Annotated in this window: 4 protein-coding genes; 1 reads left to right on the forward strand and 3 read right to left on the reverse strand. The window is 71.2% G+C overall.

Annotation, left to right across the window (positions count from 1 at the left end; all coding sequences use genetic code 11):
- Positions 1-147 precede the first annotated feature (147 nt).
- The 3 genes from BZL64_RS28110 to afsQ1 are packed head-to-tail and all read right to left on the reverse strand — an operon-like array spanning position 148 to position 2995.
- Positions 148-768, reverse strand: coding sequence for a hypothetical protein (locus tag BZL64_RS28110; protein ID WP_086771981.1), 621 nt, complete (start codon positions 766-768; stop codon positions 148-150).
- Positions 765-2321 (reverse strand): sensor histidine kinase, encoded by a 1557-nt coding sequence (locus BZL64_RS28115; RefSeq protein WP_086771982.1) that lies wholly within the window; start codon positions 2319-2321, stop codon positions 765-767. The genes BZL64_RS28110 and BZL64_RS28115 overlap by 4 nt, the downstream gene beginning before the upstream one ends.
- On the reverse strand, positions 2318-2995 hold the full coding sequence (gene afsQ1 / locus BZL64_RS28120) for a two-component system response regulator AfsQ1 (protein WP_190046492.1): 678 nt from the start codon (positions 2993-2995) through the stop codon (positions 2318-2320). The genes BZL64_RS28115 and afsQ1 overlap by 4 nt, the downstream gene beginning before the upstream one ends.
- 600 nt (positions 2996-3595) lie before the next feature.
- Here afsQ1 and BZL64_RS28125 point away from each other — a divergent pair.
- Positions 3596-4345 (forward strand): SigE family RNA polymerase sigma factor, encoded by a 750-nt coding sequence (locus tag BZL64_RS28125; RefSeq protein WP_086771983.1) that lies wholly within the window; start codon positions 3596-3598, stop codon positions 4343-4345.
- Positions 4346-4431: the final 86 nt, after the last annotated feature.

The following is a 4431-nucleotide window of genomic DNA, read 5'->3' on the forward strand; positions in this document are numbered from 1 at the left end:
TGCGTCGAGCCCGTCGCCAGTTGGGCGTACTGCCGTCTCTTTCATGGTCCTACGGGGCAGAGACGGGCTACGCGACGGGCTTTCGACGCACCGCCACGGCCCGCTCCCGGAGCATTTCGGCCGTGCCGCACAAGGCGGTCCCTGCCCTCAGTTGTCGGGGACTTCCGATGACGGGGGTTCTGTCGAGCCGGGGCGGGAGCGGACCTCGTCGGTGCATTCGTAGCGGCGCGGACGGTCCGTGTCCGGGCCGCCCAGGACCACCGAGCCGTCGCCCTCCGCCGCCGCCGAGTCGGAGAAGGTGCAGACGAGTTGGGCCAGGGCGTACGACGTGAGGTCGCCGGGGGAGGTGCTCAGGCGCAGGGTGTCGTCGGGGTCCCCGGGGGCCGGGCCGCTCACCTTCATGCCGCCGCGTACGTCCGTGGTGAAGCCGGCCTCCTTCTCCGCGACGGAGGGGGACTCGGCCAGTTCGTCGAACAGGCCCTGGGCCACGAGGACACGGCGCGCGGAGTCCGCCGTCCCGTCGGGGACCCGTACGGCGCGGTCCACGGAGACCAGGGACGAGCCGCACAGCAGGAACACCTGGACCGGTACGCCTCTCGTCGTCTGGGTCGTCACCTCGGGGTCGGTGAGGGAGCAGTGCACCCGTGACGGTGCCGGGCCGAAGTCGGTCGGTACCTCGGTGGCCCGGATCCCGCAGCCGGTGAGCAGTCCGGCGAGGAGGGAGAGGGCGAGCAGACGGCGTGCGCGGTCCCGCTTCACGGGCTTCATGAGGCGTCCCCCCTGTCCTTCTCGGACTGTTCCGCCAGTTCCGACGCGTCCCGCGGCAGGTGCAGGGTGAAGACCGCGCCGCCGTCGGGGGAGTTGGCGGCCGTGAGCCTGCCGCCGTGGATGTGGGCGTTCTCCAGGGCGATGGAGAGTCCCAGGCCGCTGCCCTCGGAGCGGGGGCGGGAGGCGCTCGCCTTGTAGAAGCGGTCGAAGACGTGCGGGAGGACGTCCTCGGGGATGCCGGGGCCGCGGTCGCTGACGGCGATCACCACCTCGTCGGCCGACTCGCGGATCGAGACGCGTACCGGTGAACCGCCGTGCTTGAGCGCGTTGCCGATGAGGTTGGCCATGATGACGTCCAGGCGGCGCGGGTCGAGGCGGGCGTGGATGCCGCGGTCGGTGTCCAGGTCGACCGCGTCGAGCCAGGCGCGGGCGTCGATGCAGTGGGTGAGCTGGTCGGCGACGTCGACGTCGTCCAGGACCAGGCGGGCCGTTCCGGCGTCGAAGCGGGTGACCTCCATCAGGTTCTCGACCAGGTCGCCCAGGCGCCGGGTCTCGCTGACGACCAGGCGGACCGCCGGTTCGATCATCGGGTCGATGCTGCCCGACTCCGCGTCCAGTTCCTCTTCCAGCACCTCGGTGACGGCGGTGATCGCGGTGAGCGGCGTACGCAGTTCGTGGCTCATGTCCGCCACGAAGCGGCGGGACGCGTCGTCGCGGGCCGCCATGTCCGCGACCCGCTTCTCCAGGGCCTCGGCCGTCCGGTTGAACGTGCGGGAGAGGTCGGCCAGTTCGTCCGTGCCCGAGACTCGCAGCCGGGTGTCCAGCTTGCCCTCGCCGAGGCGGCGCGCGGCCACCCCGAGGCGGTGCACCGGCTTCAGTACGGTCGTGGCGGCGGCCTGGGCGAGCAGCGCCGCGCCGATCAGCGCGAGCCCGGTGGCGATCCCCAGGGACCAGGCGAGGGAGTTGAGATCCTTGGCCTCCGGTTCGAGCGACTTGCGTATGTACCCGGTCGGGCCGCCGCCGATCACCTTCGTGCCGGCCACCAGGTACGGCGTGCCGTCCTCGACGACCCGCTGCCAGTACAGGTGGTACGGCGACTTGTTGCCGGCGGTGGTGTCCTGCTCCTTGTTGACGGCCGTGCGCAGGGACTTGGGCACGGCCTCCAGGGAGAAGCCGTTCAGGCCGCCGGAGTTGCCGTACACCGTCTTGCCGCTGGAGTCCTCGCCGACGAGCAGCACGCTGAAGCGCTGGCTGCTGTTGGCCATCTGCCCGGCCGTGTGCTGGAGTTCGTCCTGCGAGGGGTGTTCGGGCAGCGAGCCCGCCCGGTTCTGCATCTCCTGCTCGAAGTCCCGCAGGACAGCCCCCTGGGTGCGGGTGAGGACGGCCTCGCGGTTGAGCCAGTACGCGATGCCCGACGCGGACACGGCCGCGGTCAGCGCCACCGCCCCGAAGACCACGACGAGCCGCAGCCGCAGGCTGGTGAAACGCAGCCGTGAAAGATGCCCCTTGCGCGCCGCGGACCAGCCGCGGACCCCCCCTTGCCCCGATCTCACTGAGGCGTGTCCAGGCGGTAGCCGACTCCGCGCACGGTGCGGATGAGCGTGGGGGAGGACGGGATGTCCTCGACCTTGGCCCGCAGACGCTGGACGCAGGCGTCCACCAGCCGGGAGTCGCCCAGGTAGTCGTGCTCCCAGACCAGCCGCAGCAACTGCTGCCGGGACAGCGCCTGACCCGGGCGCCGGCTCAGCTCCAGCAGCAGCCGCAGCTCGGTCGGGGTCAGCTGGAGGTCCTCGCCGTTCTTCGTCACGGTCATCGCCGCGCGGTCGATGACGAGGCTGCCGAAGGTCGCGGCGTCGTTCGACTCGCGCTCCCCGCGGCGCAGCACGGCCCGGATCCGGGCGTCCAGGACCCTCCCCTGCACCGGTTTGACGACGTAGTCGTCGGCGCCGGACTCCAGCCCGACCACCACGTCGATGTCGTCGTTGCGCGCGGTGAGGAGAATGATCGGCAGCTGGTCGGTGCGCCGGATACGACGGCACACCTCGAATCCGTCGATGCCGGGCAGCATCACGTCCAGCACGATCAGATCCGGCCGCTGCTCGCGCAACAGCTTCAGACCGTCCTCACCGCTCGCAGCGGTCGCCACACGGTGTCCCTGGCGCGTCAGTGAGAGCTCCAGGGCCGTACGGATGGCGTCGTCGTCCTCGATCAGCAACAGGGAAGGCACGGGCTCATTCTGGCCCATGGAGGGGCTGTCGTTCGACCCGTGGGTACGGGCTCGGGTGCCGGAGGTGTGTGGTTTCCGTGGCGCGCGCGGCGTACAGGGGGTCGCGGACGTGCCGCGAGCGCCGGTGCGCAGGCCCGGTCCCGGTCCGGTCCACGACCCGCAGACCTGCTTGTTCGACCGGATCCGGCGGCCGATGGCGGGTGCGCCGACCGAGCCGACCGGCCGGATCGGAGAGGGCCGGAGGGGCCGGCCGGCCTTCGGCGACGGCCGCGGACGGCGGGCCGGATCCCGTGGAAATTCGCCAGGTATCGCGCGGTCCTCGTCGTGGACGCCCGGTTCGGGGGCCTACGTCGGCCGGGCGGGCGGAGCGGGAAGCCGGTCATCGCCGACCCGCGTCGACGCGGAGCCCACGGCTACCGGCAACTCCTGTGGACGATCTGTGGTGTCGCTGTGACGGACCCCTGTGACAGGTCTGTGACAGTCGACGGACACGGCGATGAAGTGGGCTGGGCAAGCTTCTCGGCATCAGGCAAGGGAGCACGACGCCGAGCCGGTGACAACAGACCGAAACCACCGCAAGTCCACGACGGGGGGCGCGAGATGAACACGCTGCACAGCCTGAACACCAGCGCAGTGATCACGCGCCTGCACGACGTGAACCGGGGTTCGGAGAAGGCCGGTGCCGTGGGGGGACGGGGGTGCGTCCGCGGCACCGGGCGTCAGCACACCGCGATCATGACGGTGATCGACGCCCGCACGGGGGAGACGCCCGCCACGGCGGACGGTGGAGCCGCGTACAGGGAGGACTCGGGGGAGCGTCGCTCGCTGTCGGAGGCGGAGTTCACCGCCTACGTCCAGGAGCGCCGCGCCTCCCTGTACGCCACCGCCTACCACCTCACCGGTGACCGCTTCGAGGCCGAGGACCTGCTCCAGAGCGCGCTGTTCTCGACCTACCGGGCCTGGGAGCGGATCAGCGACAAGGCGGCCGTCGGCGGATACCTCCGGCGGACCATGACCAACCTGCACATCAGCGCGTGGCGCCGCCGCAAGCTGAACGAGTACCCGACCGAGGAGCTGCCGGAGACGGCCGGCGACACGGACGCGATGCGCGGCACCGAACTGCGCACGGTCCTGTGGCAGGCGCTCACCCGGCTGCCCGAACTCCAGCGGACGATGCTGGTCCTTAGGTACTACGAGGGCCGCACCGACCCGGAGATCGCGGACATCCTCGGCATCAGTGTCGGCACGGTGAAGTCGAGCATCTGGCGGTCGCTCCGCCGGCTGCGTGAGGACGAGGTCCTCAGCTTCGGCCGTGACGAGGAAGACGCCTTCGGCGAGTTGGTCGCCTGAGGCGGACGGGGGATCCGGCTTCTGTTCAGGGAAGCCGGTGAACGGGGGAAACACGGGGGAAGCGGTACCGGGGGGACCCGACGGGG

The sequence above is a fragment of the Streptomyces bobili genome (assembly GCF_002154575.1).
In the GTDB taxonomy this organism is placed as follows: Bacteria; Actinomycetota; Actinomycetes; order Streptomycetales; family Streptomycetaceae; genus Streptomyces; species Streptomyces bobili.